This window comes from Polyangium sp. y55x31 (genome assembly GCF_029946505.1).
In the GTDB taxonomy this organism is placed as follows: Bacteria; Myxococcota_A; Polyangia; order Polyangiales; family Polyangiaceae; genus Polyangium.
Genome location: NZ_JARZHG010000029.1, coordinates 89,671 through 116,612, shown reverse-complemented (window position 1 = coordinate 116,612; position 26,942 = coordinate 89,671). Strand labels below are relative to the sequence as shown.

Sequence of the window (26,942 nt, the reverse complement as noted above, 5' to 3'; positions counted from 1 at the left end):
GATGTCGGGTCCATCGCCATGCGGACCCCCTTCGTTTCGTACACGCGCGCAGCTTCCATCCTCGCCTCGATCCTCCTCTCCGCGAACGCGGCTTCGGCCGACGACGTGCGGGGCCTCCGGTCGGACAAACTCGTGGAAAAGACGCACGTGATCGATCTCCGCATCGGCCACGGTCACGCGGACCTGGTCGTGCGGCGCACGGTCCACAATGGCGGTCCGCGCCACGATCAGGCGACGTTTTACATCGACCTGCCATCCGGCGCCGTGGCCGTCGGGTTACGCACGCTGGGGACTCTGGACGGCAAGCCCCACTGGTTCGACGGTGAGCTGCTGGAGGCGGAGAAAGCGGCGGCGCGGTATCGAGAGTTGACGGGCGTCGGCGGGTATTACCCGAAGGATCCGGCCTTGTTATCGTGGCGGAACCAGAACCTGCTCGCGCTGCAGGTCTTCCCCTGCCCGCCCAGCGAGGACAAGACGATCGAATACACGCTGCGGCTGCCGACGCAATACCGCGAAGGGCGGCATCACCTCGATCTTTCGGCCATGGGCACCGACAAGCTGCCCGCCACGGCCACGGTGTCGCCGATGATCACGGGCGAGGCGCTCTTCGTCGGCGATACACGTCAAAAAGCGCCGGCGTGGGTCAGCTTGAAAGACGCGGTGGACCTGTCGGTCGCGCCTGCGAGCGAAAAACCCGTCGAAGGCGCGCTCGCGTCGGTGGGGTTCGGCAAGCAGAAGAACGTCGTTCATTTTCATGTCGACGCGGCGCCTGCGCTCTCGCGTGTGCCTCGCGGCGCGCACGTCGTGGTGCTGATCGACGCCTCCCGGTCGCTCGAACAGGAGCATGTCGAGGCGGAGGTCGCCATGACGCGGGCGTATCTCTCCCACTTCCCGGATGCCCGCGCGACGGTGCTCACGTTCGATCGGGCGGTGCGCGCCACGAAACATGGGTTCGTCTCGGTACGTGAAGCGCTCGCCGGGCTCGATGGTTCGCAGATTGTCCGGCAAAACGGGAGCCACATCGACGAGGCGCTCTCCCGCGCGGACGCGCTGCTCGCGGCCTTGCCGGAGAATACGCCGAAGCGAATCCTGGCCTTGACGGACACGCGCACGCGGCAGGAGCTCACGCCCGAACGGCTCCGGGGGCAGCTCACGAAGAGCGGCGCGCTGCTGCACGTCGGCGTGGTGGACAGCCCGCATTCGACCCTGCTCGAGCGCGACGATACGCACGCCTGGGCGGCGCTGACACGGCCCACGGGCGGGCTCGTCTGGCAGGCTTCGATCGATACCGCCGACCAAAGCGGCGAGCCCCGCAAGGTGTACGAGGAGCTCGCGCGCCCCAAGCGGATCGACCATTTCCAGGTGCACGCGCAGGGCATTGCCCCGGAGGCGCTCACGGCTCCCGAGGTGCTGGCGGAGGGCGAGTCGTTCGAGGAGCTGCGTTTGTCGGAGAAGCAGGTTCCGTTCGTGGAGGTGACGGGCGAGCTCTGGGCGACGCCCATGCGCCGGGTGCTCGTCTCGGACGAGGCCGAAAATCGAAGGTGGGCGGGGCTCGTGTTCGGATCGGACCTTCTGGATTCGATCGAAGAGGCGGACATGATGCCGCTCGCCATGATGGGGCGGGTCGTGTCGCCGGTGACGAGTTATCTCGCGATCGAGCCGGGCGTGCGTCCGTCGACGGAAGGCATCGAGGAGTTTTCCGCGAGCGGCGCCGGCTTCGGATCCGGCAATGGCCGGCTCGCCACGTTGTACGGCGGGGGGCAGCCCCGCATCAACAACTTCGACAAGCAAGCGTTCCTGAAGGACGAGCTTTCGCGTGGGCTTCAGGCCTGCGGCGGCGCCGGGAAAAAGGCGACCGTGGGGCTCCAATCGACGCTCCAGGAGGTCGTCTCGGTGCGGGCGACGATCGACGGGGAAAAACCGGGCTCGAAGCTCGTCACGTGCCTGGAAGAGGCGGCGTGGGGGATCGAGCTGCCGGGGGCGTTCGCCGCGGTTTGGCAGGGTTTTACGATCGCGCTTTGATCGGCCCGCGTTTCATTGCAACGCGGCGTTCCACATCGCCTGCCAGAGCTCGGGGTAAGCGCTCGCGACGCGCGCCGGGGCGTGGTCGCAAAGCGCGCGCGCGGCGAGGTCGAAGGCCAACGCGCCTTCGGTGCGGGGCGTGAGCGAGCGCTTGCATTTGCGGCCCGGCCGCTCGGGCGGACTCGGCGGGACGGGCAAAGCCTCGCGGGCAGCGCCGCGGTTCAGGACCGCGGAGACGCTGCCGATCCCCTGCGCGGCCCGACGCGCGACGGCATCGGAATACACGCCGTCGCCGAACTTTTCGGCGAGGAGCTGCAGGATCGAGGTGTGGTCGAGCAGGCCGCCGTGGACCGTGCCGCTTTCGACGTGCGGCGAGACGACGATCGCAGGGACACGCACGCCCGCCGTCTTGAAGGGCCCGTCGTGAATCGGCGGCGGCGAGACGTGATCGTAAAAGCCGCCGTGCGAGGCATACGTGACGATGAAGAGCGTGCGGCCGAAGCGCTCGAGGTTCGACGTGAGCGCCTGGTAGACCTGGAGCAAGAATCGCTCGCCGGGCGCCATGGGCAGGGGTGGACGGTTGTCGTTCGGCGGTCGGCCGAGGTGGAAAGGCGCGTCGTAATAAGAGGGCTCGATGTAAATGACCTGGGGGAACGTGGCGTCGGGCTCGTTCTGGATGTCGTCCGCGAGCCGAGCCGCCGGGCGGAAGCGCTCGCTCGTCACCTCGCCGTGCATCCAGGGGCCAAGGGTGAAAAAGGACAAACCGTCGTGGTACACACGATATCGGATGCCACGCTGCTTCATCCAGTCGAAGACCGTTTCGTGCAAGGGCAGGAGCCGAGACGAGGTGTCCGCGAGTAGAGAATAACCACACGTCGCCATGAGCCGGTTCGGCGCCATACCCGTGGGCAGCGGAGCGAACCAGCGGTCACAGATGGCATAACTCTTCGCCAAGAAATTCGTGACGGGCGCGCCCGCGCACCGCAGGAAGCTCATCGGCAAGGAGCGCGACGCGCGGTGCCCCGAAAGCGCATGCGCCCGCACGAAGCCATCCATCGCACGATCGCCCGAGGAAGTCCTGCGGCCGAGGGAAAGCTGGACGGAATGGCTATCCTCGGGCAACTCCGCCGACATTGCGCCGTCGCGCATCTCCTGCGGGTGGTGCACGCGCCCCTCGCAGGTGTTCTCGTAACGCGTGTCGAGGAGTTTTCCATCGACCGGCGTGCCGACGAGCCCGTCGAGCCGCCCCTCGTACGGGCCGCCGTCGAGGCTCAGATGGCCGAGGACATGATCAAACGACCTGCTCTGCATCATGAGGACAACGACGGTGTCGATGTCCTCCAGTTTGTCTGGCACGGCCCAACCTCCCAACTGGCTGCGCGCGAAATTGCAGAATCAGAGATTGCACGCGGCATGCCAGCGTGGGACGATGCAGTCGTGAGCTTGGACAGGGGCTCGACATACCTCGGCCACGCTCCGCGGATCACGGCCCACACAGGACGTATCGCTGACGTGTCGGCTGACGTGTCGGTCGACATGTCGAACGCGTCGGAGGCTTGTCGGACGCCCCCTTTTCGTGATATCGATCGTACGTGCCCTCACAAGACGAGGAGCTCTCGACACTCGATGGGCTCAGCCCACCAACAGACACGGACGGCCCCGACACGGGGTTCGGGAACTCGCATGTCCCCGCGTTGACGATTGTCTGGCACCCGACGCTCGAGCGGGTCGGCGATCGGGCACTCTTGCCGCTGCGAGCAGGCAGCGCCGGTACGGAGCTGTCGCGGCTCGATCCCGAGTTCTCGCGACCGGGTTCGAGCAGGCGCGAGCCGCTCGGCGACGCGCACGTGAGCCGCAAACCGATACGCCTGATCCGGCTCGACAACGAATGCATTCGTATCGAGGCGCAAGGCAGCCCCATGCGGGTCGTCGTGAACGGAAGTCCGCTCGGAGACTGCCGCGATTTCTCGGCGAACGATCTGGAAGCCGGGATCGTGCTGGAGATCGCGAGCCGCATCGTGCTCCTCTTGCACCTCGACGGGCTGCGCCAGGAGTCGGAGGATGACCTCGGCCTCGTGGGCGCGAGCCTGGGAATCGAGCGTGTCCGCCGCGAGATCCGTCAACTCACGAGCCTCGACGTCCCCGTTTTGGTGCGTGGTGAAACGGGGACGGGTAAAGAGCTCGTCGCACGTGCTCTCCATAACACAGGGACGCGAAGGGGTCGGCCTTTCGTTGCCGTGAACATGGGCGCCATCCCACCCGCGCTCGCTGCCTCGGAGCTTTTCGGGTCGGACAAAGGCGCGTTCACGGGCGCGCGCGCCCACTCCGGATATTTTGGCGCCGCCGAGGATGGGACGCTGTTTCTCGACGAAGTGGGCGAGATGCCGCTCGACGTGCAGGCGTCCTTGCTCCGCGCCCTCGACGTGGGCGAGGTGCAGACGCTCGGGGCCTCGCGGATGCGGGAGACACGCGCGCGTATCGTCGCCGCGACCGACGCCGATCTCGAAGTCAAGGTGCAAACAGGAGCTTTCCGCGGGCCGCTCCTGCATCGGCTGGCGAGCTACGAGCTCGTGATTCCGCCCTTGCGCCAGCGGCGCGACGATATCGGGCGGCTGTTCGTGCATTTTCTCCGCACCGAGCTCGAGCGTTTCGGAAAGTCGGCTCGGATCGCATCGAACCAGGTGGGGCTTCCCGCGTCGTTCATGGCGGCGCTCGTCCGTCACGATTGGCCCGGAAACGTGCGGCAGCTTCGGAATGTCGTGCGGCAGCTCGTGCTCGGGAGCCCCGACACGGGCCCGCTGGATCCGGGTCCGGCGCTCACGGCATTGCTTGCGACGAACCCCACGCCCACCGGCGGAGGGAGCCCAGGCGGCACGGAGCCGGGTGCCTCGCCGACCAAGGAGCCCGTGACGCCGCGGCGCAGCCGCAAGCCGAGCGACGTGACCGAGGAGGAGCTGCACGAAGCGCTGCGCGCCTGCAACTTCGACATGAAGGCCACGGCCGAGCGGCTGGGGATTCCGCGCAGCTCGATCTACAACCTCGTCGATCAACACAAGGTGCGGCGCGCGAGCGACCTCGAGCGGGACGAGATCCTGCGCTGCCTCCGGGAATGCGACGGGAACGTCGAGCTGACGGCGAGGCGCCTCGGCGTGTCGAAGGTGGCGCTGCAGCGGCGCATGCGCGAGCTCAAGATCGACTGATCGCCCGATCGACGCGCCCTGGGCGCATGTTTCGGCTAGGATGCGCGTTGCCTGCCATGTCGTCCGCCTCGGCCGCCCCCCACGCCTCCGTTCGTCCCACCCTTACGCTGCGGGAGTGGCTCCGCGAAGGTCCCTTTTCCATGGGCCTTTCGTCGGGCTTTTTCGGGTTTTTCGCACACGCGGGGGTGATGACTGTGCTCGAAGACGAAGGGCTCTTGCCCACGCGGGTCTCGGGTTCGAGCGCGGGCGCGCTCGTGGGCGGGATCTGGGCGGCGGGCGCGAGCGCGGTGACGATTCGTGACGAGCTGTTGCGGCTCAAGCGGGAGGATTTCTGGGACGTGCGGCTCGGGCCGGGGCTGCTCGCGGGAAAACTCTTCCGCGCGCGGCTCGAAGCGCTCCTGCCGGTGCGCTCGTTCGATCGGTGCCGCGTGCCGCTCACGGTGAGCGTGTACGACGTGTTTTCCCGCGGGACGCGTGTGATCGCGGAAGGGCCGCTCGCGCCGGCGATCCAGGCGTCGTGCACGGTGCCGGGGTTGTTTCATCCGGTCTGGCACGAGGGGCGGCCGCTGCTCGACGGGGGAATCCTCGATCGGCACGGGCTCGCCGGGATGCCCGCCGGCGAGCGGCTTTTGTATCATCACCTCGCGTCGCGTTCGCCGTGGCGTAAAGTGGATAGCCCTTCGCTGCGGGTGCCGGAGCGAGCCGGAATGACCGCGCTCGTCATCGAGGCATTGCCGCGCGTGGGTCCGTTTCGGCTGCCCGAAGGCGCGCGAGCCTTCGACATCGCGGCGCGGGCGACGAGAGAGGCGCTTTCCCGGCCCGCGAAGGGCCCCGAGATCCGCGTGCAGGGAGGTTCGACATGAACGACGAATCCACGAAAAAACCGTGTCTCATCCGGGCCCGCGACCGCGGACCCGAGGCCTCGATGTCGCATCCGTTCAACCCGAATTCGCTGATCCATGGGCACCTCCTGGGAATGGCGACCGGGCTCGAACGAATCGGGGTCAATCTGATCCGGGTCCCGCCGGGGAAAGAATCGTTCATTTACCATCGCCATCACGGCGAGGAGGAGTTCCTCTACATCTTGAGCGGCCGGGGCATCGCCGAGATCGGCGACGAGACGTTCGAGGTGGGGCCGGGCGATTTCATGGGTTTTCCCGTGCCGTCGGTCGCACACCACCTCAAGAACCCGTTCGAGGAGGACCTCGTGTACCTCTCGTGCGGCGAGAAGAAGCCGACGGAGATCGCCGAGTTTCCGCGGCTCGGCAAGACGATGATCCGCTCGGGGAGCCAGGTCTCGATCTTCGAGACGAGCGCAGCCGAGGCGTTTCCCGGGCTCGAAAAGGTGAAATGAAGAGGCGGCCCGATCAGGGGCCGCCCGAGAGCACGACGTAGGCGATCGGCACCGCCGCGCCGACGAGCACGAAGATGCCGCCCCGGCCGATCAAACCCTTCCGGCCGGGGAGCATGAACATCCCCGAGAATGCGAGCAGGAGGAGCAGGACCGCGTAGCTGTCGGCCACGTACGTCCACGCCTTCTTGCCGCGGTTCAGGTGCAGCCAGTTCGCGAGCCGCAGGAAAAACCGCGGCTGTTCGCCCTCGTCGAGCACCTTGCCGGTCTGCGTGTCCACGTGGAGCGTGCGCCGGTCGAGCGTGATTTCGAGCTGGTTCGGCGCGGCGCGGTAGACGTCGCTCGGTTTGGCCGGGATGTTCAGTTTTTGAAGGACCCGCTCGGCGACGGCCTGGTCCTCGCCTTCGAGAGGGCCGCCGAGCTCGTGCGTGGATTGGTAGCTCTTGAAATTCGGGTCCCAGTCCGCGATGTGGTTCACCGCGAGGCCGGACGCGGCATACACGAGGGTGAGCCCGACCGCGAGGTTTCCCGCGTCGCGATGGACCGTACGGAGGAGGCCGCGCAGGGAAAAACGCCGCCGGGGCTCGGGCGCGCCCTCAGCCATATCGCTCCTCGGCCCACGGGTCGGCGTGGTTGTGGTAGCCGCGCGTCTCCCAGTAGCCGGGCCGGTCGGTCCGGACGAACCGGATGCCCGTCACCCATTTCGCGCTCTTCCAGAAGTAAAGGTCGGGCACGAGCGCGCGGGCAGGCGGGCCGTGCGGGCGCGTGAGCGGGTTTCCCTCGTGCTTGTGGGCGATGAGCACGTTCGGCGCGGTCGCCTCGGCCAGGCGGACGTTGGCCGTGTATCCGTTCGCCGCCTCGAAGATCACGTGGCGCACGGTGTCGCGCACCTTCGCCATCTTCGCGAGCTCGGCCACCTTGACACCGGTGAAACGCGCGCCGAGCACGCTCCAGCCCGTGACGCAGTGGACGTCGCACGTCTGCTCGGTCTGTGGCAGCGCGAGCAGGGCCGCGAAATCGAGATCGAGCGGGTTGTCGACGTCGCCGTGGACGCGCAGCTTGAAGGCCGAGGGGCTCGGGTCGCCCGGCTCGCCGCCCATGGGCTTGAGCGCGTCGAGGATGCGCTGGCCGGGCGGCAGGCGCGGGCGGCCGTCGGGGCGGAGCTGCTTTCCGCGCGGGTCGCTGTCGGCGGCGAGGACGTAGGTGCCGCCGCCGAGCGCGATGAAGGTGGTGCCGGCCGCGGCGGCGCGCAGGAAGGCGCGGCGCCGGATGACGTTTTCGAGCTCGGGGAACTCATCCTTGGGCTTGGACACGAAAGCCTCCTCGATCGAGCGCACTCATCCTAGCGTCCTACGCGCGAGCGTCGAGACGGTTTCAGCGGCGGCTTCGATCTCGATCCGTCGCACGGCGATGGCGGGCCCGCAGCGCGGGAGGAGCCCTCCTCCGGGGGTCCCCCCATTGACGTCCCGGTCTGCCGGAGAATGTTCGGCGGGAGCTGGGAGGGAACTACATGGCAGAGCAGCGAAAAGACGAACCGGGCAAAGGTCAGATGACCGTCGAAGAGGCCGGCCGGAAGGGCGGGCACATCGGCGGCGAACACACGCGGGACAAATACGGACCCGAGTTCTATTCGGAAATCGGCCACAAGGGCGGCCAGCGCGTCCGCGAGCTCATCGAAGAAGGCAAACAGAGCGAGGGCGAGGGCGGCGGCGAAGGCCAGAAACGCTGAGCCAGGAGCGACGAGCGCGGGCTCGCCGCGCGATTGCCATCAAAGAAGGAGACGACCATGGCGGAGAAAAAAGAGCAATCCGGTAAGGGTCAAATGACCGTCGAGGAGGCCGGACGGCTGGGCGGTGAGGCCCGCAAGGAAGAGCTCGGCTCCGAAGGTTACGCCGAGATCGGGCGCAAGGGCGGCGAGACCGTGCGCGAGAAGTACGGCCCCGAGTTCTACTCCGAGATCGGGCACAAGGGCGGGCAGAAGGGCGGCGAGACCGTTCGCGACAAGTACGGCCCCGAGTTCTACTCCGAGATCGGACACAAGGGCGGTCAGCGCGTGAAGGAGCTGATCGAAGAAGGCAAGCAGTCCGAGGGCGAGGGCGGAGGCGAGAAGAAGTAATTCTTCGCGCGTCGCGATGCGGCGTGTCGAAACATGAATGCCCGAGGGCCGGGGTCGGATAAAGGAATTTCCACCCGGCCTTCTTTTCATTTCTTTCCGGAATACCGTTTGTCGGAGCGAGCCGCGTCGCTCGGGCTGCCGAACTCGACGAGGTATCGCTGGAGGTCGATCTTCTTCAGCGTGTTCGCCGAGCTCATGTAGCGGACCGTGCCGTAGACGGGCCTTTCGGGGGCCCAGGGGCGATCGTAGCGGCCGAACGTCCAGAGGATGCCGGAATACGAGTTCGGGTCGCGGCCGTCGAGCGCGTATTTGTCGTTGAGCTGGATCAGGACGGCCAGGGCCTCGCGCGGCGTGCGGGTCCATTCGAGGACACGTTTGCCCCAGAGCATGCGCAGGTAGTTGTGGATGCGGCCGTCGCGCAAGAGCTCGCGTTGCGCCGCGTTCCAGAGCGGATCGGCCGTGCGCGCGCCTTCGAGCTCGGCGAGGGTGTAGAGGGCCGGGCGGAGATCGGATTCGTGATCGGCGAGGGTGCGGAGGGCCCAGTCGGGGAGCGATTCGAAGCTTTGCGCGTCGTCGGGGCGGAGGGCGCAGAGGTTCAGGCCGATCTCGCGCCAGGTGACGAGCTCGTCGAGGAAGGACTCGACGGGCGCGCTCATGCCCCAGAAGCCCTCGCGCCTGCCGCCGGCGGGTTTGGTCTTTTTTTCGGACCAGTGTTCGAGCCGCTCGAGCTCGGCGAAGACCTCGTGTGTCGAGATGTGACCAAAGTGCAAATACGGAGAGAGGCCACTCGTGGCGTGGGCGTCGGGGTCGTTGCGCTCGGTCTCGTACCGGATGAGGTTCGATTGCAGGAAACGCGCGAGCGCGGCGCGGGCAGCCTCGGGGCCGCCCGGAATGCGGGTGACGACGGGGACGGTGTGGTCGATCGGGAGCGCGGCGAGCGCGGCAGGCGAAGCAGCGAGCAGATCGGGGGAGGCGGCGGGCCAGCGGGAGAGGAGATCGGGCGAGAGGGGTTTTTTCGGCGGAGCCGGTAGGCCCGCGGCGAGCGGATCGGCGAGCGGGCGGCGGCGGAGGTGCGGGAGGAGGTTTTTCTGGAGATACGCGCGAAACGAAAAGGCCGTGGTGAAGACGCGGTCGGGGGCGTGGATCGGAAGGAGGCCGCTCGAATCGACCTGTTCGAAGCGGACGGGGATCTGTTTCGCGGCCGCGGCGATCATGCGCGGCAGGAAAAACGTGGGGAAATCGTCGGTGACGACGACACACGCGTGGTCGGAGAGCGCGGCGACGAGGCCCTTGCCCGCCCCGGGGCGCGGTTCGACGTAGGCGTGATGCGTGACGCGGGCTTCGGCGAGGCGGCGGGCATTGTCGGCCATGCCGCGGAGGACGAAGGCGTGCAGGCGATCACTCGCGTACGGATACCCGGCGCGCAGGGCTTCGAGGACGACGAGGGGGCGGCCGAGGGCGCGCGCCCATTCGGCGGCGCGTTCGAGGCCGTAGTTGTAATGGGTGCGCCGCGCCGCGGTCATCCAGTAGAGGACGAAGGCCCCGTCCGGTCGGAGATCGCGGTCGTTCGCCAGGCGCACGCGGTCCGAGGGGACGCGGGTTTCGCGGAGGAGCGTGTCAGGGTTCGTCATGGCCATGTCCGGACGCGGTTCCCCTAAGCCAGGACCCACGACTGGCAAGGCCTCGCCCCCCGAAAATGTCCGCACATGTGACCCAAGACACAGTCAATGAATGGGAATTTTTCCCTCGGAGATTTTCCCTTGTCGATGTTCGGGACGTCCGACGGAATTTTGAGTATGAAGGCGTCCGTCACACGAACCGGTGGGGAGCGTCCACCTCCGGGTACGCATGAGGGAGGTTTGCCCGATGGCACTCGCGAAGAAGATCGGCCTGTCATTCGTCCTGTCGCTGCTCGTCGGCGTCGCTGCTTGCGGCGAGACGACGGAGTTCCCGCCGCCCGTGACGCCGCCGCCCCCGCCGCCCGCGCGCACGGCCGACGCGACGCCGCCGCCCGCCGCCGCCGCCCCGAAGGGCCCGGAAGCGCCGCGGGTCGATACGTCGCTCATCCCGCGCGACATCCTCTTCGGCAACCCCGATCGCTCGAGCCCGATGCTCAGCCACGACGGCAAGCAGATCTCGTTCCTCGCGCCCGTCGACGGGGTGATGAACGTGTGGGTCGGCCCCGCGGAGGATCCGTCGAAGGCCAAGGCCGTGACGAGCGACAAGGTGCGCGGGATCCGGCAATACTTCTGGGCCTACACGAACGAGCACGTGCTCTACGTGCAGGACAAGGGCGGCGACGAGAACTGGCATCTCTACGCGGTCGATCTGAAGAAGGGCGAGACGAAGGATCTCACGCCGATCGACGGGATCGCGGCGCGGATCTCGGGCGTGTCGCAGAAGATCCCCGGCGAGGTGCTGGTCGGGATCAACGACCGCGACAAGAAGGTGCACGATCTCTACCGGATCGACATCAAGACCGGCGAGAAGAAGCTCGTCTTCAAGAACGAGGGGAACTACGCGGGTTTCGAGACGGACGACGATTTCAAGGTTCGCCTCGCGATGCGCAAGGGGCCCGACGGCGGCGACGTGTTCATCGACCCGAACGCGAAGCCGAAGGAGAAGGGCAAGGAGCCCGAGCCGTACCTGACCGTGCCCTTCGAGGACGCCGAGACGACGAACCCCGTGGGCTTCGACACGTCGGGCAAGACGCTCTACCTGCTCGACAGCCGCGGCCGGAACACGGCGGCGCTCTTCGAGCTCGATTTCGCGACGAAGAAGTCGAAGCTGCTCGTCGAGGACGCGAAGGCCGATGTGCAGCGCTTCATCGGTCACCCGAAGACCGGCAAGCTGCAGGCCGCGGCCGCGGTGTTCGACAAGCCGACGTGGCAGACGATCGACAAGTCGATCCAGCCGGACCTGGAGCTGCTCGGCAAGCTCGGCGACGGGGAGCTGCGCGTGCTCAGCCGGACGCTCGACGACAAGCGATGGCTCGTGGCGCTCGTGCCCTCGGACGGGCCGGTGAAGTATTACCGGTACGATCGCGACAAGAAGAAGACGGAATTCCTGTTCACGAACCTGAAGGCGCTCGAAGGAAAGCCGCTCGCGAAGATGCACCCGGTGGTGATCAAGTCGCGCGATGGGCTCGATCTGGTGAGCTATTTGACGCTGCCGAAGGCGTCGGATCCGGAGGTCGACGGTCGTCCGGACAAGCCGCTGCCGATGGTGCTCCTGGTGCACGGCGGGCCGTGGGCACGCGATAGCTGGGGGCTGAACTCGACGCACCAGTGGCTGGCAAACCGCGGATACGCGGTGCTGTCGGTGAACTACCGCGGCTCGACCGGGTTCGGGAAGAAGTTCCTGAACGCCGGGAACAACGAGTGGGCCGGCAAGATGCACGACGACCTGATCGACGCGGTGAAATGGGCCGTGGACACGAAGGTCGCCGACGGCGCGAAGGTGGCGATCATGGGCGGGAGCTACGGCGGGTACGCGACGCTCGTGGGGCTGACGTTCACGCCGGACCAGTTCGCCTGCGGCGTCGACATCGTGGGGCCGTCGAATTTGAAGACGCTGCTCGCGACGATTCCGCCGTACTGGGCGCCGATGGTGGCGACGTTCCACAAGCGAATGGGGGATCCCGGGACGCCCGAGGGTTCGAAGCTGCTGGAGGATCGGAGCCCGCTGTCGCACGTGGACAGGATCAAGAAGCCGCTGCTCATCGGGCAGGGCGCGAACGATCCGCGCGTGAAGCAGGCCGAGAGTGATCAGATCGTGAAGGCGATGCAGGCGAAGAACATTCCGGTGACGTACGTGCTGTATCCGGACGAGGGGCACGGGTTCGCGCGGCCGGAGAACCGGATGAGCTTCAATGCGGTGGCGGAGACGTTCCTGGCGCAATGCCTGGGCGGGCCGATCGAGCCGGTGGGTGATGACTTCAAGGGGTCGAGCCTGCAGGTGCCGGCGGGTGTGGAGCAGGTGTATGGGATCCGTGAGGCTTTGCCGAAGAAGTAGGCGCGCCGAGAACCCCCTTCCCTACCGCTAGACCCTCACCCCCAACCCCCTCTCCCGCCCGCGGGAGAGGGGGCTTTTTTTGGTTTTTACCGCGGGACGACCGAGACTTCGACGCGGGTTTGTCCCTCGGCCGGGCGGACGAGCAGGAGGCCCGGGTGCGTGGCGTCGACGCAGCCGTTCGAGAGCTCGACGCGGTATCCCGTCGGATAACTTCGCTCCGGGAGGACGATTTCGGTGATGCCGTCGTCGGGCGCGTCGTACGTGAGGGCGAATCTGCGGGCGGCGGCGTCGTAGCGGAACGAGGGCGCTTCGCCGGCGACGGCGCGGGGATAAGGGCGGGCGACGGCCGAGGTGATCGCGGTCGCTTCCTGGCCCTCGTAATCGACGAGGGAGAGGTCTTCGAAGTTCCAGGTCTCCTTCGAATCGCTGTACTCCCAGTAGGTGAAGTGGAGCGCACTATCGTCCATGGCGTCGTAGACGGCCGTAACATATTCGCCCGCTGTCTCGAGCTCCCGCGGGACACCCGATTCGCCGATGAGGACGGGGAGGTTCCATTCACGGCCCTTGTCGGCCCATCTCGAGAGGTACGTGGACGCATTCGAAGGGGCCGGGGTGCCGCCGAAGAGGGCGACGGAGTCGTACCAGTGGGGCGCGAAGACGAGGCCCTCGCCCTCGGGTTTGTCGAGGTACGTGGACGCGCCGATCCCGTCGGTGCCGGTGGCGTCGAAGAAGACGAGCGCCGTGGGATCCTTGGCGCGGATGAGGGAAGCCATTTCGGTGTAGAAAGGCGTGAGGACGGTTTGCTCCCACGTCTTCAGGTCGGCAGTTCCCTGGTGCGGCTCGTTGATGGGCTCGTAACCGATGACGCCGGGGCGGTTCGCATGACGGGCGGCCATGCGCTCCCAGAGGGCACGAAACGCAGTGCGGGCGCCGTGCTCGTCGGACCAGAATTTGTCGAACGCGGCGCGGACGTCCGGGTCCTTGGAGTAACGGACGAACCAGTCGGCGCAATCGTGGTGCGGCTCGGGCGTGGGGAATGGAAGGGTCCAGGCAGGAAAACCGTCGCCGCAATAGACGTCGGAATAGATGTCCTGGTGGAAATCGACGATGGTCCAGATGCGGCGCTTCCAGGCGCCGTCGAGGAGGGCGTCGTATCGAGCGAGGAAGGTTTCGTCGTCCATGCCCTGCGAAGGCTCGACCGCGGCCCAGACGAACGGGACGCGAAGCGCGGAGACGCCCCAGGAGGCCGCGCGATCGAGGTATCGATCGAGCGCTTCCTGGAAGTCAGCCTCGGACGCGAAATCGAAGGGGACGAAAGGCGCAAACTTGCTGCGGCCGCCGGCGTTGACGCCACGAAGAAAGACGATACGGCCGAGGGCGTCGCGAAGAACGGTGCCGTCGGCCGCGAGGCGATGATCCGGAGGCGCAGGGAGCGCGATTTCGCAGCGCGGGGCGTCCGGGAGGGCAGCCGGTTCGTCGGTGGAGCCACACGCGAGGAGGGAGAGGGATGTGGTGAAGGCGAGGAGAAGGCGAAAACGTTGCACGCAGCGGATGGTAGCGGCACCGCGTAGGCGCTGTCACGGCGCGTGATGGGCAGAGGCACGGCGGCTCTGCTAAGCTCGCGGGGCCTATGCGTCTCCTCGGTTCCATCGCGGCGGTTTTGCTCCTTTCGGCCTGCAATGGCGGCGCGCAGCCGCCCGATTCTCCACAAGCGACGGGCAGCACGACGACGGAGCCAGCGCCGGGCGGATCGACGACGGCCGCGACACCCCACGAGCCGGCCCCGACGACGACCGTGGTGGTCCCGTTTCCGGAGAACACCACGGGGACCCCGCCGATGCCGACGGTCAGCGCGACGAGCGCGCCGGAATCGGCCGCGCCGACGAGCGGGTCGTGCGGGGGAAGGACGTGCGGGGACGGCGAGACCTGCGCGTCGTACTACGGGATCGCCGGGCCGCGCGGGCCGATGTTCCACGAGTGCGTGATCCGCTGCCGGCGCGGCGCGGCGAACGACGGGTGCCCGACGGGGAGGCGATGCACGACGATCGCCGACGGTCCGGGCGACGTTTGTCGCTGAATACCATTTCCTTCCGGCAAACGGGTTCCGCAGGGTGCCGAGAAGCGCAGCGAGCGCCCTGGAGCTAGGGAGGAGGACGCAGGAATACAGGCGTATTCCGAGGACGACGACCGACGATCCAGGGCGCGCAGCAAGCTTCTCAGCGTCTTGCTAATCCTCGATCGCGCCGAGGAGCGTGCGGAGAACTTCGGCCTGCGTGCCGAGCGCAGGGTCGTGGCTCGAGCGGGAGAGCGCGGCGAGCGAGTCGGCCTGGAGGGTGACGACGGGGCGGAGGCCGCCAAGCTCGTCGAAGCGGCTGCCCTGGAAGATGCGGCCGAGTCGCCGGACCATGGCGAGCGCGGAGGCATAAGCGATGACGTCGCCGTGCCGGGCGCTGGCGATGCGCTCGACGTTGTCGTCGTACCGGGCGTCGATGGTCCGCGTGGCCGTGTGCCAGGTGCCGGTGGCAGCGTCGCGATACCGCGCCGAGACGGTGATCTCGCAAGGTTCGCCCGGGACCCACACGGGCATGGCGATACGCGCGATCTCGGTGCGCGCCTCGCCCGCGTAGAGGTCGCCGAGCAGGAGGCGGTCGTGGTCGAGCGAGAGCGCGGCGAGGCCACCCGAGACCTCGAGCACGCGGACGGGCGCAGGGACGGAGTGGACCGTGAGCTCGACGTCTTCGAGGACGACGTCCCCAGGCGGAGGGACGATCTGCGCGACGGCGTCCTCGCGCTCGGCGAAGGACCCGCCGGCGAAGACGTCGTCGCCGAGGGGCGCGAGGTGCGTCACGTCGAGGCGATCGGGCGTGCCGACGGCGGAGATCCGCACGCTCTCGCGGCGCAGGGAGGCGACCTCGTTCGCGAGCCGGAGGCCAGCCTGCGCGATGCCGATGCCGTCGCTCAGGACGAGGACCTGTCCCGCGGAAGGCAGAGCCCCGCCCGCGGCGACCTTCACCCCGACGAACCCTCGCGCGAGGGCGAGGGCGCCGGCGAGGTCGCGTGTGCTGGCGACGGCAGCGCCGCCGCGCGGTCGTTCGAGGACGCGGGTGATGGCGCCGTCGAGCAAGGTGCGGTGCGAGCCGGGCAAGGCAGGGACGACGACACGCGGGCCGGAGGCGTCGATGATGGCGACGCGGTCGCGATCGCCGAGGTCTTCGAGGGCGATGCGGGCGAGGGGCGCGGTGTTCGGGTTGCGGCCGTCGAGCACGATGGCGAGGCGGCGCGGTTCGCGGACGGAGGGTTTGGCGGCGGGGAAGGCGTCGGCCGGGGCGATGGCGTCGATGCGGAGGAGGACCTCGCCGCCCCAGCTCGGGACGAGGGAGTCGCTCGACCGAACGACGACGGCGAGGCCGTGGCCCGAGAGCGCGACGGGGCTCGAGGTCTTGCGCCAGATGCCGTCCTTGGGGACGAGGAAGCCGGTGGGCGGTGTCCAGGGGTCGTTCGGGCTGCGGCGAACGACGGGCTTGGGGATCTCAGTGGCGTCCATGAACTCGACGCCGTTCGCGGTGATGACGGAGGCGCCACGGCGGCCGCCGGAAGGCGCGAAGACGACCTGACCGTCGCGTGTGAGCGCCGGCGGCGCGCACGCCGACAAACCCACCGCAGCGACCACCACGGAGGCACCCAGGAACCGGCTCGCTCGCCCGCCCGTGCTCATCAGGGTTCCCGTAGGATACGCCAATCGCGCCGGAAAGGGGCGATCGAGCGCGTCGTAACCGCGATGACGCGCGGGTCCGTTCATGGCACAAGCTCGGCGCAATGGAGAAGGCGACGGCGGGCTTCCGCATCGGCGCGGACGAAAACGGCCTCGGGCCCCGGCTCGGTCCGATGCTGGTCACGGCAGTGATGGCGCGCGTGACCGAGGAGGGCGCGGCGATCGTGGGGCGAAAGCCACGCGGAGGTCTGGCCGAGCGGCTCGGAGACTCGAAGGCGATGGTGGCCTACGGAGACGTGGGTCTCGCGGAGGCGTGGGCGCGCGCGCTGGTGGAGCGAGGCGGCGGGCGAAGAGCGGAGGCGCGGACGCCGGACGAGCTCGCGCATGCGATCGCGAGTGAGGATCGAGCGGAGCTACGCGCGGCATGTCCGCCCCACGTGGAGGCGCAGTGCTGGGGCGCGGAGGGGGAGGCGTTCACGGCGCCGGCGGAGCTGGTTCGGACGATCCACGCGGATCTCGATCGGCTGGAGAAGAAGGGCGTGACGATCGTGGCGGTGCGGAGCGAGGTGCTCTGCGCGAAGCGGCTGAACGAGGGGCTCGCGGCGGGGAAGAACCGGTTTCAGATGGATCTGCACGCGATGGAGCGGCTGATCCTGTCGATGCGGAAGGACGCAGGGCAGGACGTGCAGGCGGTCTGCGGGAAGGTGGGCGGGTTCGGGAAGTACGGCAGTGCGTTTGGTCCGCTCGGCGGGCGGATGCACATGGTGCTGGAGGAGACGCGCGCGAGGAGCGCGTACATGTTCCCGGGGGTCGGGGAGATCGCGTTCGTGCGGGATGGGGACGCGACGGATCTCCTGGTCGCGCTTTCGTCGATGGTGGGCAAGTGGATGCGCGAGATCCTGATGGGGAGGATCGTGCGGCACTACCAGGCGATCGTGCCGGATCTGCGCGGGGCGAGCGGGTACCACGATCCGGTGACGGCAGCGTTCGTGGAGGCGACGCGCGTCACGCGGAAGAAGCAGCGGGTGCCGGAGGAGTGCTTCGAGCGGAAGGGGGCGGAGTGACGATCAGGAGAGGGCGGCGGCCGCGTCGGACGCGGTGACGGCGGCGCGGAGCCAGGCGCGGAGGACGGCGGGGTCGCGGCACTGATCGATCCGCGCTTCGTGGTCGGGGCCGAGCGGGAGGCCGCGCGCGGAGAGGACTTCTCGCACGGAGGCGCGAAGCGCACGGAGCTCGCCTTCTTCGCGGCCTTCTTCGCGGCCTTCTTCGCGGCCTTCTTCGCGGCCTTCTTCGCGCCCCTCTTCCTTCACAGCTTCGAGGCTCTCGAAGCCCTCACGCTGGAGGAGGTTCTGGAGCGTCACGCGATGCGCGGCGTCGCGATCGTAGAGCGCTTCGACGGGGATCGGGTTCTTCAGGATGTTCGGCGCGGTGAGCAGCTCGCCTGGCAGTAAGGTGCGCACGCGCGCGTCGGGCTCGTAAACCTCCACCCTGCGTGGACCGAAGAGCCGCACGACCCAGATGATCTTCGTGCCGGCTTCGAGCAGCTCGGCGACCTTCGCCTGAAGCTCGTCCTCGTCCTGGCCCGTATCGGCGTACTCGACGGCGAGCGGCGGCGCGCCCTTCACCCAGCCGGGCGCGTCCGGAATGTCGCCGACCGCGATGTCCGGGGCGCGCATGGTGCCCGGATCGGGCGAGAACCCGGTGTCCACGCCCGCGGATCGGACCGCCGGGTCGCTGTCGAGCACGGCCCCGCCGACGAGGTTGGCCCGCCCGCCCCGTCCACCGACGGGGAGACACTCGATCGTGTGCCCACGGGAGAGCTCGTACGGATCCCCCGCGCGGATGTGCTCGGCCTTGAACGGGCCGCGCCCCGTGACCTGAGGGGCCATGCGCTTCATGACAACGACTCTACCACGAGCGCGCGGCACGGGTAGGCCGTGGAAGCCTGGAAGATGGGCTTTTGTCGGGGGTGCAGTTTGGAAGAACGAACCCGGGAGACTCGCTCAGCGATTCACGATGTGAATCGCCGCGCCCATCGCGTGGGCGGCGGCTTCCATGAACGCCTCGCCGAGCGTCGGGTGCGGGTGGATCGTGAGCGCGATGTCCTCGGCGAACGCGGCCATCTCGAGCGCGAGCGCGCCCTCGCTGATCATCGTGCTCGCCTCGGGGCCGACGATGTGCACGCCGAGCACCTGCTTCGTCTTCTTGTCGGTCACGATCTTCACGAAGCCGTCGGTCTCCATCATCGCCATCGCCTTGCCCAGCGCCGCGAACGGGAACTTGCCGACCGAGACCTCGATGCCCTTCGCCTGCGCCTCCTCGGCCGTCAGGCCCGCCGTCGCGATCTCCGGATCCGTGAAGATCGCGCCCGGGATGCACGCCCAGTCCTTCGCCGCCTTGTGGCCCGCGATGACCTCCGCGATGACCTCGCCCTCCTTCGACGCCTTGTGCGCGAGCATGGGCGGGCCCGAGAGGTCGCCGATCGAGTAGATCGTCGGGACGTTCGTCCGGCCGAACTCGTCCGAAGGCACGAACCCGCGCTTGTCGATGTTCACGCCCACGTTCTCGAGGCCGAGGCCACGCGAGTTCGGGCGCATGCCGACCGCGACGAGGACCACGTCCGTGACGATCGTCTCGGGCTTGCCCTCGACGTCGATCTTCACCGCGATCGAGCCGTCGGACTGCTTCTCGTAGCCCATGGCCTTCGCGTTCTTGTAGATCTTGCCGCCGCGCTTCTGGATGCGGCGCTCGACGACCTTCACGCAGTCCTGGTCGACGCCCGTGAGCAGCGTGGGAAGGGCCTCGACGACCACGAGCTCCGCGCCGAAGGCCTGGTAGACCATGCCGAGCTCGAGGCCGATCACGCCGCCGCCGATGACGAGCAGGCGCTTCGGGACCTCGCGCAGGCTGACCGCCTCCTTTGCGCCGATGATCTGCTTGCCGTCGAACTTGAAGCTCGGGATCTCGATGGTCGACGAGCCCGTCGCCAGGACGATGCCCTTCGTCGCCTCGAACGTCTCGACCGAGCCGTCGGCCTTCTTCACCTCGACGCGGTTCGGCGAGACGACCGTCGCCGTGCCCGCCAGGAGGTCGGCGCCGTTCGACTTGAGGAGGCCTCGCACGCCGCCCGTGAGGCGCTTGACGATGCCTTCCTTCCAGTCCTGCATCGCGTTCGGGTCGTGCTCGACGGAGCCGAGCTTGATGCCCATCGTCGCCATCGACGAGTGCGCCTTCTCGTAGGTGTGCGCCGCGTTGATCAGCGCTTTCGACGGGATGCAGCCCCAGTTGAGGCAGACGCCGCCCACCTCTTCCTTCTCGATGCACAGCGTCTTCTGCTTGAGCTGACCGAGCCGAATCGCGCAGACGTAGCCGCCGGGGCCGCTGCCGATGACGATCGCGTCGTAGGTCTTCATCCGATTCTCCAAGGTGGAACGCGGGCCGACAGCCCTTTTCGGGCGCGGATTACCATGTCGAGGGAAAGGTGGGGTCGGAAAAAGCGGGCGGCCAGGGGCGAATCAATGCCCGCCGCCGCCGTGGGAGCCCGTTTGCGGGGGGCTCGAAAGGACCTCGGCGCGTTGCTCCGCGAGGTGCCACGGCAGCTCCGCGTACACGTCGTCGAAGAGCGTCTCGCGCGCGGGCGGGCCGAGCGCCTCGACCTCCTGGATCGCCGCGCCGATTTCGGCCATGAGCCCGTCCTCGAGCGCGCCCTCCTCGGCCTCGTCGAGCAGGCCCCGATGCACGAGGTGCCGGCGCAGGCGCACGATCGGGTCGCGCTGCGCCCACGTGTCGACCTCCTCCTGCGCGCGATACCGCGTGGGATCGTCGCTCGAAGAGTGCGCGCCCATGCGGTAGGTCACGCACTCGATGAACGTGGGCCCGCCGCCGCTCCGCGCGCGGGCGACGGCGTCGCCGACGACGCGGTGGACCGCGAGGACGTCGTTGCCGTCGACGCGCACCGAGGGGACGCCGTACGCGCGGCCCTTCACCGCGAACGTGGGCGAGGCCGTCTGCTTGGCCGCCGGGACGCTGATCGCCCAGTGGTTGTTTTGACAAACCAGGACGCAGGGGACCTTGAAGACGCCCGCGAAGTTCAGGGCGTTGTGGAAGTCAGGCTCGCTCGTGCCGCCGTCGCCGACGAAGCCGACGACGACGCTGCGATCCTTGCGCATCTTCGCGGCCCAGGCGGCGCCGACGGCGTGCGGGAGCTGCGTGGCCATGCAGCTCGACCACGCGACCTGGTTCACGGCGCGGCCGCTCATGTGCGAGGGCATCTGCCGGCCCTTGAGCACGTCGCCCGCGTTGCCGAAGTACTGCGCGATGTAGCTCTTCAGCGGGAAGCCTCGCACGAGCATGATCGCGCTCTCGCGCAGGGCGGGGAACACCCAGTCGTCACGCTCGAGCACGAGGCCCGTCGCGATCGGCGTCGCTTCCTGGCCGCGGCACTCGCCGGCGAAGTGGATGCGGCCCTGGCGCTGCAGGAGCATCATGCGCGTGTCGATGAGGCGCACGCGCTTCATCTCGCGGTAGGCGCGGAGGAGCACGTGCGGGGACAGGCCGGGATCGGTCGCGGGATCGGCGCTGCCGTCGTCGCGGAGCACGCGGAAGAGCCCCAGATCCGGGGCCTCGGCGGCGCGAGGAGCCGGCGTCGCGGGCGCCTCGAGCGCTTGCCCGTGCGCCTCAACGTCGTGTTCGTGCATGCCGGCGAACCTAGCGCGAATCCGCCCGGCTGTAGAGGGCGAAGCGGTGCTCAGGGGACGCAGACGCCGTAGGTCGCCGTCTCGGGAGCGCACGTCTGGCCCGCGGGGCAACCGCCCGCCTCCGGCTCCAGGTTCTGCCACCCCATGTTCAGGCAGCTATACCGGCAAATGTCGTTGTAGCAGCGCTGGTTCGCGCCGCAGTCGTTGAGGTCTTTGCACGCCCCGCCCTCGGGGGCGGGCGTGGCCGACATGGGGACGCAGAGCGAGAGCTCGTCCTCGAGCACGGTCAGACGGCAGGGGTAGCCATCCGTGCACTCCTTGCCGTCGAAGAGCGTGCAGGACTTGGCGAAGTTGCAGAGCCAGATCCGCTTCTCGCCGTAGCGGTTGTAGACGTTGCACTGGGCGCTGCCGCAGAAGGACTCGGGCTGGCTCCGGCAGCAGATGGGCGAGCAATAGCCGAAGACACACGTGAGGCCGACCGCGCACTCGCCGATGGCCACGGTGCAAGGCGCGCCAACCCCCTTGATGCCCGCGCCCCCCTCGCAGATCGTGCCCGTGCCGAGGCCGTTCGGCCGGCAGGACTCGTTGGCGCCTTTGCAGTCCTGCGCGAGCAGCTTGCAGTCTGTCTCCTCGACGTCGGTGTAATCGGTGCACATCGGCGTGCCGCCCGTGCCCGACGAGGACGTGGTCATGCCGCCCGCGCCGCCCTCGCCGCCCGTCCCACCGACGCCGCCGGTGCCGCCCGTGCCCGCGGAGCCGCTCGAAGGGTTTTCGTTTTCGGTGCCCGGACAACCGAGGAGAAACCCGGCCGAGAGCGAGACGAGGACCACGGAAGCCAAGCGGATCGGCGACATGCCGCGACGATATCACGAGCCGCGTCGAGGCTCCGAAAAGGAAGAGGCCGCAGCGAGCCCGCCGCGGCCTCTTCGAGGTGCGTCAGCGAAGGCGAAAGCTCAGGGCATGCCGCCCGCGCCGCCCATGCCGCCCATGCCGCCGGCACCACCGGCGCCGCCAGCACCACCAGCACCACCAGCGCCGCCCATGCCGCCCATGCCACCGGCGCCGCCCATGCCGCCGGCGCCGCCAGCACCGCCGCCGCCGAGCGCGCCGAGCGGGTACTGGTTGTCGACGCAGTACTTGCCGTGGATCGTGTCCGTGCAGGTCAGGCCGTTCGCCGCGTCACCGCAGTCCGCCTGGCCATTGTCGCACTTGTCCATCGGCAAGCAGTAGCCGACGGGGCCACCCTGGAGGATGCCGAAGCACCAGAAGTCCGGCGCCGCGCAGTCCTCGTGCTTCGTGCAGCCGTTCGTGCAGAACCCGACGTCGCCGGGGCCCGTGCAGCCCTTGTCCGCCGTCGGGGTGCAGCCCATCACGACCGGCGAGAAGACGCAGAGGCCGTTCTCGATGCCGCCGCAATCGCCGGTGTTGATGTTGCCGCCGAGCGTGCAGAGGCCCGAGCAGAAGCCCTTGCCGCCCGCGAGGCCGCCGATGCAGAAGCCGTTGCCGCACTCGTCCTCGGCGGCCATCGTGTCGCAGATCGCGCCGAACGGCTTGCCATCCGAGACGCTGTTCACGCAGACGCCGGCGGCGAGATCGCAGACGCGGCCCGCGCCGCACGCCGCGTCGTTCGTGCACGTCGGGAGACAGACGTCGCCCGCCGAGAGCCGGATGCAGGCGGCGTCCTCGCGGCCCTGGCACTTGAAGGGATCGAGCGGGTCGTTGATGTACATGAGGTCGGGGTTGCCGACCTCGCACGACGGGACGCAACGCCCCTCGGCCGCGCTGCTGTTCGCGCCCTTGTAGCAAATGCTGCCGACGCCCGGACAATCGCCGCTCGTCTTGCAGTTCTTGCTGCAGTAGCCGTTCTGCGGGCCGCCGAGGAAGACCGCGTCGTCCTTGTCCGCCACGATGCAGGTGCCGGGCGCACACTCGGAATCGGTCGTGCAGGGCAGGCCGAGCCAATCGCCCGGATCCACGGTACCGCCGGTGCCGCCGGTGGCGCCCGTGCCGCCGGTTCCACCCGTGCCGCCCTCGCCGCCGGTGGCGCCCGTGCCACCGTTCCCCCCGTTATTGTTATCGCTCCCGCAGCCCGTGTTGTTGACTGCGAGCCCGAGGCTCAATCCAAGGGTCGTGAGGACCCACCATGCACTCTTCATTTTCATCGGCCGCCTCCACGCGAACGAAAAGAAAGACCGGGGCCACCCGCGTGACGGGCAGCAAACCTCGCCTTCCGGAAGGCCGGAGCATACCCGCTGAGACGCACGAGGGCCAGCCGCTCGGCCCGTCGGAAGGGGCGCGTCAGTCGTGGCGCGGGCCCGGCGGCAAGGGCGCGACCGCCTCTTCGTCGTCTTCCTCGTCGTCCGGTCTGCGCGGCTGGATGGTGAAGATGGTGAGCCCGACGAGACCGAGAGCCATCCCCATGCCGATCTTGCCGAAGAGCTCCGCGCGCTTGTGCACGGCCTCGAGGAGCTGGCCTTGCGGCGTGTCGTCGCGCGCTACGCCCTTTCGGTGCAGCTCGCTGATGCGCGGCGAGAGCGAGAGGCCGATGTAGGCCGCGGAGACGGCCATGAAGAGCGTGCACGAGCGGCGCAAGCGCGAGAGGATCGTGCGGCCGCGGCGGCGCGTGGCGAGGGTGCGCGTGACCTCCGCGGCGAGCGCCGCGAGGGCCGCGCCGAGGGCGATCGTGTCGAAGCGCGCGAAGACCGCGCCCATCACGTCGCCCGCGATCGACCGAGGGAGCATGCCGAAGACGATGGGCGCCGCGTTCGCGCCGAGCGCGATCATGCCGCCGATGTACACGCCGCCCGCGAGGACGGCGACGAGGGCCGCGACGCGATCGACGACGGCGAGGATACGGTCGCGCTTTTCCTGCGGATCGGGGGCCAGATCGGCCTCGGTGAAGGTGTCGTTCATACGTGCATCCTCACGCCGTGGTCGGCGTCACGCGTGCCGATCTCGAGCGCGGCGGCGCGGCTCTTCACGACGACGGGCGGCCGGCCCGACGCCTCGAAGCGCACGTGCGCGCGCGAGAGCTTGGTGTTCAAACAGTACGTCATGGGGCCGTCGGGGTTCGGGTAGTAGAGGCCGACCATGTCGTCCGTGTCCGCCTCGAACGAGCCCTCGATGCGCGCGGCGCGGCCCTCGGCGAAGAAGCTGTAGCGGCGCAGGCCCACGTCGCCGTGCGCGCGGGCGATCTCGAGCGGGCCGTTCCACGTGTACGTCACGCCGCGGAAACGCGCGCAGACGAGCGTGACGAGCGGCGTGAGCACGGGGCCGACGCGGACGCGGCCGGACAGGGCTTCCACGACGAGCTCCGCCTCGCTCTCCCAGGTGTTGACGTGGCACCACGCGTAAAGATCCGCGTGCCCGCGGCCCCAGTTGTGCCCCTGCATGCCGCGCCAACCCGAGAGGTCCCAGCGCTCGCTGTCGACCTCGACCTCGCCGGAGAACACGAGGTCCGGGTACGGCGTGAGGGTCTTCGATTTGGGGAATTTGCCGCGGTACATCGAGGCGTGCGGGAACGGGATGAACGGGCTCGCCTCGCCCTCGAAATGAAGGTCCCAGCGAATCGCGTGCTCCCGCCGCGCGATGCGGCCGTGCGTCTCGCCGGGCCGGATGCGCATGCGCTCGCCTTCACCGAGGCCCCATGCGACGTCGAGGCCCTCCCTGCCGAAGAGCGCATCGGCGTAGGGGAGCACGTGCTTGACCGCGACGTGTTTGCTCTGGCCGCCGCGTCGATCGAAGGCGATCGCCCAGCCCTCGGCGACGGCGCGGCCGGGCTCGCGCGCGGAGGCGAAGATCGTGGCCTTGATCCAGAGCGCGCGTTCGCCCGCGGGGTCGTTCGCTTTGAGGAAGTAGCTTTCGACGTGGTCGCTGCCGGCCGCGGGATCGAAGCGGACGGCGTTCGGATCTCTCGGTTCGTTCATGCCGGTTCGTCCTCCGCGAGCGCGAGGAGCGCCTCGCTCACGGCGTGCGGGTCGGCCCGCGAGGGATCCCCTTCCATGGCCGCGAGGATCGTGCGGGCCGATCGGATGCGCGCGCGACCGACGGCGGCGACCGCGAGCGTGCGCTTGTTCCGATCCCACGAGCCGAGCTCGCTGACGATCTCGCGCGTGGCGCGCGCGTGGCCCATGCTCGCGAGCGCGACGCGCGCGTGCCAGGAGAAACGGTCGCGGCCGAAGCCGAGCGCGCCGCCGAACGCCCGCCGCTCGAGCCCCACGCGCGCCTCCGAGAGCCCGAGCGATCCCGCGAGCTCGATCGCGGCCGCCTCGTCTTCGGCGTCTTCCGTCTTGATCGCTCCGTTCACGACCGCCGCGAGCACCTTCGCGCCCGCGTGATCCCCGGCGCGGCCGAGCACCACGGCCGCGGCGACGCGCACCGTGGGGGACGCGTGCTCGACGAGCTCGCGCGCCCTCGCCACGAGGATCGGATCGACCACGTGCTCGCCCTCCGCGCCGCCGAGCTCCTCGGCCATGCGGAGCGCGATGTGGCAGACGAGCGGGTCGGCGTCGCGCGTGCGCGCGGCGAGCGCCTCCACGACGGACGTGTGATCCTTGCAGACGCGCGCATAAGCGATGACCGCCTGGAACCGCACCTCCGCGCGGGAATCTTCGAGCGCGCGGGCGAGCCTTTGTGCGGCGCGACCATCGCCGATCTCGCCGAGCGCGGTGAGGGCCATCTGCCGCACGTGGACGTCGTCGTCCTCGATGGCGACGAGCAGCGCGGGAAGCGCTTCGTTCGCGCCCACGTCGGCGAGCCCGAGCGCGGCGGCCGAGCGGACGGGCGCGGCTTCGTCGGAGAGCGCGCGCTCGAGGGCGCGCACGACCTGGCTGCGCGCTTCCTCGGCGTGGCGGACGAGATCACGCACGGCGTCCTCGCGCACGGAGGCTTTGGACGAGCCCACGTCGCGGAGGGCGGCGTCGAGGGTGCGGGGAAGCGCAGGCGCCCGGAACATGCGCGGCGAGGCTAGCACGGCGGGTGCCGGATCACTTCCCGCGGATCGTCCGGAAAGACCTCAGGGACCGCCGCCCGCGCCGCCGGCTCCACCGGCGCCGCCCGCTCCTCCGGCGCCGCCTGCTCCGCCCGCGCCTCCGGCTCCGCCTGCGCCTCCAGCGCCGCCTGCTCCGCCCGCGCCTCCGGCGCCACCAGCTCCGCCTGCGCCTCCAGCGCCGCCTGCGCCTCCCGCGCCCGTCGGGACCCAAGGCGCCGGCGGTGCGGGCGGCTCCGAGGGCAGACAGATCTGCGGCACCTCGATCGACACCGGCGGCGGCGCGATCTTCACCACGCAGATACGCTGGGCGATCGGCTCGAAGTCGATGATCCGCGCGGCGCGCTCCGATGGACGAGCGCACTCGTAGCCGTCGCGGCAATCATCATTCGCTTCGCAGCCGGCCATGCAGAACGTCCGCCCGAAGCGACCCCAGCTCGCGTCGTCTGCGGCGCCGCAGGCGGGATCGAGCTCCGAGGAAAATGCGACGCAGACCCCGTCGCCCTCCGGGCATTTGTCGGGCTCGCACCCGAAGATCGTGCAGTAGCCGCCCGGCTGCGTGGTGTCGCAGAGGCGGTCGCCCACTTGCGAGCAGTCGGTCGAGTTCGTGCAGTCCTCCCCGATCTTCGGCGAGCAGCCGGCGAGCGCAACGACGAGGGCGGCGAGGAAGAGCGTGATCACGCGGGGTCGGGGCATCGCAGGGCAAGCGTACTAACGGGCCTCGGGCCGGCGTGCAACCGGGCGCCGCGGACGTCGTGGAGAGGGCGGGATCCAGCGGCCGATCGGGGTCGGCCGTCGCGCCCGTGATCGCGTCCGCGGCGTTGCTCTGGACGGATGGCCCGG

Annotated in this window: 24 protein-coding genes; 9 read left to right on the top strand and 15 right to left on the bottom strand. The window is 69.0% G+C overall.

The features are described 5' to 3' along the window. Nucleotides 1-18 precede the first annotated feature (18 nt). A complete protein-coding gene (locus tag QHF84_RS36115) occupies nt 19-2,022 on the top strand; it encodes a VWA domain-containing protein (RefSeq protein WP_281318078.1) in 2,004 nt (667 codons plus the stop codon). A 12-nt stretch (nt 2,023-2,034) separates the two neighbouring features. On the opposite strand, the gene QHF84_RS36110 is transcribed toward QHF84_RS36115, so the two are convergent. Then, nucleotides 2,035-3,378, bottom strand: coding sequence for an alkaline phosphatase family protein (locus tag QHF84_RS36110; RefSeq protein ID WP_281318077.1), 1,344 nt, complete (start codon nt 3,376-3,378; stop codon nt 2,035-2,037). A 236-nt stretch (nt 3,379-3,614) separates the two neighbouring features. Between QHF84_RS36110 and QHF84_RS36105 the strand changes: the two genes are divergently transcribed. The 3 genes from QHF84_RS36105 to QHF84_RS36095 all read left to right on the top strand — a co-directional run bounded on the left by QHF84_RS36105 (nt 3,615) and on the right by QHF84_RS36095 (nt 6,576). Next, nucleotides 3,615-5,222 carry a sigma 54-interacting transcriptional regulator gene (locus QHF84_RS36105; RefSeq protein WP_281318076.1) on the top strand — a complete coding sequence of 536 codons (1,608 nt, stop codon included), beginning with the start codon at nt 3,615-3,617 and terminating at the stop codon, nt 5,220-5,222. A 140-nt stretch (nt 5,223-5,362) separates the two neighbouring features. Beyond that, complete coding sequence (locus tag QHF84_RS36100; protein WP_281318075.1) at nt 5,363-6,085, top strand: patatin-like phospholipase family protein; 723 nt, start codon at nt 5,363-5,365, stop codon at nt 6,083-6,085. Continuing rightward, nucleotides 6,082-6,576: a cupin domain-containing protein gene (locus tag QHF84_RS36095; RefSeq protein WP_281318074.1), complete on the top strand. Its 495-nt coding sequence runs from the start codon at nt 6,082-6,084 to the stop codon at nt 6,574-6,576. Before QHF84_RS36100 ends, QHF84_RS36095 begins: the two co-directional genes overlap by 4 nt. A 13-nt stretch (nt 6,577-6,589) precedes the next feature. On the opposite strand, the gene QHF84_RS36090 is transcribed toward QHF84_RS36095, so the two are convergent. Beyond that, nucleotides 6,590-7,177 carry a PepSY-associated TM helix domain-containing protein gene (locus tag QHF84_RS36090; protein WP_281318073.1) on the bottom strand — a complete coding sequence of 196 codons (588 nt, stop codon included), beginning with the start codon at nt 7,175-7,177 and terminating at the stop codon, nt 6,590-6,592. Continuing rightward, the gene (locus QHF84_RS36085; RefSeq protein WP_281318072.1) at nt 7,170-7,886 is read right to left on the bottom strand and encodes a molybdopterin-dependent oxidoreductase; all 717 of its coding nucleotides are present in this window, start codon (nt 7,884-7,886) and stop codon (nt 7,170-7,172) included. Before QHF84_RS36085 ends, QHF84_RS36090 begins: the two co-directional genes overlap by 8 nt. A 197-nt stretch (nt 7,887-8,083) precedes the next feature. Here QHF84_RS36085 and QHF84_RS36080 point away from each other — a divergent pair, with 197 nt between their 5' ends. Then, on the top strand, nt 8,084-8,302 hold the full coding sequence (locus QHF84_RS36080; RefSeq protein WP_281318071.1) for a KGG domain-containing protein: 219 nt from the start codon (nt 8,084-8,086) through the stop codon (nt 8,300-8,302). 57 nt (nt 8,303-8,359) lie between these two features. Next, nucleotides 8,360-8,689 (top strand): KGG domain-containing protein, encoded by a 330-nt coding sequence (locus QHF84_RS36075; protein WP_211365420.1) that lies wholly within the window; start codon nt 8,360-8,362, stop codon nt 8,687-8,689. A gap of 86 nt (nt 8,690-8,775) precedes the next feature. On the opposite strand, the gene QHF84_RS36070 is transcribed toward QHF84_RS36075, so the two are convergent. Beyond that, nucleotides 8,776-10,320, bottom strand: coding sequence for a deoxyribodipyrimidine photolyase (locus QHF84_RS36070; RefSeq protein WP_281318070.1), 1,545 nt, complete (start codon nt 10,318-10,320; stop codon nt 8,776-8,778). Nucleotides 10,321-10,555: 235 nt separating this feature from the next. Here QHF84_RS36070 and QHF84_RS36065 point away from each other — a divergent pair, with 235 nt between their 5' ends. After that, nucleotides 10,556-12,703, top strand: a complete 2,148-nt coding sequence (locus QHF84_RS36065) for a S9 family peptidase (RefSeq protein WP_281318069.1) — start codon at nt 10,556-10,558, stop codon at nt 12,701-12,703. A gap of 86 nt (nt 12,704-12,789) precedes the next feature. Here QHF84_RS36065 and QHF84_RS36060 read toward each other — a convergent pair whose 3' ends face one another. Further along, complete coding sequence (locus QHF84_RS36060) at nt 12,790-14,247, bottom strand: cellulase family glycosylhydrolase (RefSeq protein WP_281318068.1); 1,458 nt, start codon at nt 14,245-14,247, stop codon at nt 12,790-12,792. An 86-nt stretch (nt 14,248-14,333) separates the two neighbouring features. Between QHF84_RS36060 and QHF84_RS36055 the strand changes: the two genes are divergently transcribed. After that, on the top strand, nt 14,334-14,780 hold the full coding sequence (locus QHF84_RS36055) for a hypothetical protein (RefSeq protein ID WP_281318067.1): 447 nt from the start codon (nt 14,334-14,336) through the stop codon (nt 14,778-14,780). Nucleotides 14,781-14,930: 150 nt separating this feature from the next. Here the strand turns inward: QHF84_RS36055 and QHF84_RS36050 are convergent, their stop codons facing one another. Continuing rightward, on the bottom strand, nt 14,931-16,376 hold the full coding sequence (locus QHF84_RS36050) for a vWA domain-containing protein (RefSeq protein ID WP_281318066.1): 1,446 nt from the start codon (nt 16,374-16,376) through the stop codon (nt 14,931-14,933). Nucleotides 16,377-16,519: 143 nt separating this feature from the next. Between QHF84_RS36050 and QHF84_RS36045 the strand changes: the two genes are divergently transcribed. Continuing rightward, nucleotides 16,520-17,479 (top strand): hypothetical protein, encoded by a 960-nt coding sequence (locus QHF84_RS36045; RefSeq protein ID WP_281318065.1) that lies wholly within the window; start codon nt 16,520-16,522, stop codon nt 17,477-17,479. Nucleotides 17,480-17,482: 3 nt separating this feature from the next. On the opposite strand, the gene QHF84_RS36040 is transcribed toward QHF84_RS36045, so the two are convergent. The 9 genes from QHF84_RS36040 to QHF84_RS36000 all read right to left on the bottom strand — a co-directional run bounded on the left by QHF84_RS36040 (nt 17,483) and on the right by QHF84_RS36000 (nt 26,795). After that, the gene (locus tag QHF84_RS36040) at nt 17,483-18,313 is read right to left on the bottom strand and encodes a Uma2 family endonuclease (RefSeq protein WP_281318064.1); all 831 of its coding nucleotides are present in this window, start codon (nt 18,311-18,313) and stop codon (nt 17,483-17,485) included. Between the two features lie 105 nt (nt 18,314-18,418). Continuing rightward, complete coding sequence (lpdA, locus tag QHF84_RS36035; protein ID WP_281318063.1) at nt 18,419-19,828, bottom strand: dihydrolipoyl dehydrogenase; 1,410 nt, start codon at nt 19,826-19,828, stop codon at nt 18,419-18,421. Nucleotides 19,829-19,930: 102 nt separating this feature from the next. Further along, the gene (locus tag QHF84_RS36030; protein WP_281318062.1) at nt 19,931-21,112 is read right to left on the bottom strand and encodes a thiamine pyrophosphate-dependent enzyme; all 1,182 of its coding nucleotides are present in this window, start codon (nt 21,110-21,112) and stop codon (nt 19,931-19,933) included. A gap of 50 nt (nt 21,113-21,162) precedes the next feature. Next, nucleotides 21,163-21,966 (bottom strand): hypothetical protein, encoded by an 804-nt coding sequence (locus QHF84_RS36025; RefSeq protein WP_281318061.1) that lies wholly within the window; start codon nt 21,964-21,966, stop codon nt 21,163-21,165. Nucleotides 21,967-22,065: 99 nt separating this feature from the next. After that, a complete protein-coding gene (locus QHF84_RS36020) occupies nt 22,066-23,274 on the bottom strand; it encodes a hypothetical protein (RefSeq protein WP_281318060.1) in 1,209 nt (402 codons plus the stop codon). Between the two features lie 136 nt (nt 23,275-23,410). After that, nucleotides 23,411-24,025, bottom strand: a complete 615-nt coding sequence (locus tag QHF84_RS36015) for a DUF4149 domain-containing protein (RefSeq protein WP_281318059.1) — start codon at nt 24,023-24,025, stop codon at nt 23,411-23,413. Beyond that, complete coding sequence (locus QHF84_RS36010) at nt 24,022-25,038, bottom strand: hypothetical protein (protein ID WP_281318058.1); 1,017 nt, start codon at nt 25,036-25,038, stop codon at nt 24,022-24,024. The genes QHF84_RS36015 and QHF84_RS36010 overlap by 4 nt, the downstream gene beginning before the upstream one ends. After that, nucleotides 25,035-26,066, bottom strand: coding sequence for a HEAT repeat domain-containing protein (locus QHF84_RS36005; protein WP_281318057.1), 1,032 nt, complete (start codon nt 26,064-26,066; stop codon nt 25,035-25,037). Before QHF84_RS36005 ends, QHF84_RS36010 begins: the two co-directional genes overlap by 4 nt. A 60-nt stretch (nt 26,067-26,126) precedes the next feature. Next, a complete protein-coding gene (locus tag QHF84_RS36000; protein WP_281318056.1) occupies nt 26,127-26,795 on the bottom strand; it encodes a hypothetical protein in 669 nt (222 codons plus the stop codon). Nucleotides 26,796-26,942 lie beyond the last annotated feature (147 nt).